Here is a 3,216-nt window from a genome sequence, read left to right on the forward strand (position 1 = left end):
TAAATCAGATTTTCACTATGCTTGGAATGATAAAGGCAATGCACTGAGAAAATTAGAAAGATATGAAGAGGCTCTTGCTGCTTATGAAAAGGCTATAGAAATTCAACCAGATTTTCACTATGCTTGGTTTGATAAAGGTAATGTCTTCTTGCAGTTAAAATTTTATCAACAAGCAATTACTGCCTATGAAAAGTCTCTAGAAATTCAACCTGATTATAAAAGCTCTATTAGTAACCTTGGCTTAGTTAAATATGAAATGGGAAAAATAAATGAAGCAATAGAAAATTGGCAAACTGCGCTTGAAATTAATAACCAATTTGTGGAACCTAAATTAGCAATAGGAGTTACCCTCTACAACAAAGGTGAAATTCCACAAGGTTTAGCAATGGCTGAAGCAGCACTAAAATTAGATAAAACTTGGGGAAACTTACAGCGCCTGAAAAAAGAACTTTGGGGCGAGAAACTATTAGCAGATGCAGCAAAATTATTAGAAAATCCTCAGATAAAAGCCTTACTCCCTGAATCGTAGGTTTGGTTCCGCTTTCCCTTAACCCAATCAAAAATACTATAACTTATATGTTGGTATATTTGGTTTCGCTTCCTCAACCCAACCTACTAAAAGTTTAAGTAACTTACAACGCCTCAAAAAAGAAAATTGGGGTGAAAAACTATTAGCAGATGCAGCAAAATTATGAGAAAATCCTCAGATAAAAGCCTTACTTGCTGAGTCATAGGTTTGGTTCCGCTTTCCCTTAACCCAATCAAAAATACTATAACTTATATGTTGGTATATTTGGTTTCAGTTCCTCAACCCAACCTACTAAAAGTTTAAGTAACTTATAACATCTGAAAAAAGAACATTGGGGTGAGAAACTATTAGCAGACGCAGCAAAATTATCAGAAAATCCTCAGATAAAAGCCTTGCTCTCCCAGACAGATAACTCCCACACAGAAACCCAATAATAAATCATCAATATTACTAGGCAAATAATCGAAAAAGTGAGCTACACCACACAAAAAACTCACCCCAAACTTTCTACACCAATACCACTTTGTTTTATATTCTCTCTTCCCTCTTATAGCGCTACACAAATAAGAGGCAGACATTGTATATAGCGTTACGCATTAAGGTTAGGAAATTAATAAATCCTGAAACCCTTTAAAACTCTACTATTCCCTATTCCCTATTCCCTAGCGCTATAAATACTCAAACTCATTCAGGAATTACTTCTGACTTCTTTAGGACTTACGCACCAGACAACATATATAGCGTTAAAAACTATAACGTTATAGTTTTTGAACTCTATATCTAGTAGCTTTGCCTAAGTCCTGTTCTTGAAAAGCGATCGCTAAACAAAAAATTTATCCCTATCTAAATTATCAAGAAAATCTAGCTTTTCTTAGATTAGTTAGGGCTTACCGATAAAATCTAAAAGCATTGATAGATAAAAGTTTTAGGCTTTTTTTGACTCAAAAAAGTCTGGGTTTTTCAGCTTGAGCAACCAGAAAGTTAGGGTTCTCAGGAGAATAATTGCAGAAAAATTGAGGGATAAAATATTCGATTAACTCCTCTAAATTATCCATTTCTCCTGTCTCCTGTCTCCTGTCTCCTGTCTCCTCCCCTCACCTATAAGACTTTATTCAGCAAACCCTAAGTAAAATACATCTATTTTTCTTGTTTAATCTATTCCCCGTTCCCTACAACCCAAAACTTTGTATCTCACGACTATGATACTTGTTATACTTAGACGAAATTCAAAAAATATAGTTGCAGTCAAATCGCCTGCAACTATTCAGGAATTTCCGCTCCTACTGACTCCTAACTCCTAAAAAAAATCAAAAGTGTAAACTTGCCTATACTTATACTGAATTAGGTAAAGAACCAGTTTACCATAAACCTAATATATTTAACCGTTATACGAAACTGTAGAAAATTGCTTCTAGTTTAACCCCATCCGAAGAATAGAGAGTTTGTTTCCTGCTTTAACCAGAATTTTCGGCAGCACTCTGTCCACAGACTTGAAATAGGGCGCAACTCGCCCTGTTTCAAAAAAAACTAACTTTGAAATTAATGGATTTGACTGCTTTGCTACTCTACTCCGCTATTTTCAGGAAATTTAACAAGCTGTGGATATACCCAGTCACCTTGTCACAGGTCTCCCACTCTTAAGAGTTTTGTTCCGGTTGTCAAGCCGTTAAATTTTGAAGCTTGGTTTTTGCCTTTATACTATTCTATCAAATTTTCTACAGTTTACGGTTAACGGTCGTTAACCCCACCTAATAACCAAAACATTAATACAACTCAAACCACATAACATTATATCCTCATTATGTCAACCATTAGTCTTTGTGAACCAAAATATCTAGAACTCAAAAACCGTCTTAGCCAAATACAAGACTTAGAAGTCGCCGCCTGCGTACTAAATTGGGACCAAACCACCTATATGCCCACTGGAGGAACTTATGCCAGAGGCCGACAAATAGCCACCCTCAAAGAATTTGCCCATGAAAAATTTACCGACCCAACCATAGGCCAACTGCTCGAAGACCTCCGCCCCTACGAAAAAAGCCTCCCCTACGACTGCACAGAAGCTAGCCTGATCCGCGTTACTCGCCGAGACTATGAGCGTGCCATCCGAGTCCCCTCAGAATTTATGGCTAAATTTTCCCAACACCAAGCTGTATCTTATGAAACCTGGGTTAAGGCCAAATCACTCAAAGACTTCTCTATAGTACAACCGTACTTAGAAAAAACATTAGAGCTAAGTCAGGAACTAGCCAGCTTTTTCCCCTACCAACATATTGCCGATCCCCTCATCGACTTTGTAGACGAAGGCATGACAGTCTCCATCCTCCGCCCTCTATTTAAGGAGCTGCGCCAAAAATTACTACCCATTGTTGAAGCTATTACCTCCGCGCCACCCATAGACGACTCTTGTCTGTATCAACATTATCCAAAAAAACAACAACTAAAGTTTGGGCATAGTGTCATCGAACGTATTGGCTTTGACTTTCAACGGGGGCGACAAGATGAAACACCCCATCCCTTTACCTCTAGCTTTTCTATTGGGGATGTTCGTATTACGACCCGCGTGTATGAAGATAACTTTACTGAAGCTCTATTTAGTACCATCCATGAAGTAGGCCATGCCCTATATGAACAAGGTATCGCTCTGGAATTAGAGGGTACTCCCCTTGCTGAAGGAAGTTCTAGCG

Annotated in this window: 1 protein-coding gene and 1 pseudogene; both read left to right on the forward strand. The window is 38.0% G+C overall.

Annotated elements, in window-relative coordinates:
- A partial coding sequence (locus F6K22_RS36890; protein ID WP_293109696.1) for a tetratricopeptide repeat protein occupies positions 1 to 529 on the forward strand: 529 nt, incomplete at its 5' end.
- A 1,801-nt stretch (positions 530 to 2,330) separates the two neighbouring features.
- A pseudogene (locus tag F6K22_RS36895) lies at positions 2,331 to 3,216 on the forward strand (carboxypeptidase M32); the annotation flags it as partial.

It is taken from the genome of Okeania sp. SIO2F4, assembly GCF_010672385.1.
Lineage (GTDB): Bacteria > Cyanobacteriota > Cyanobacteriia > Cyanobacteriales > Microcoleaceae > Trichodesmium.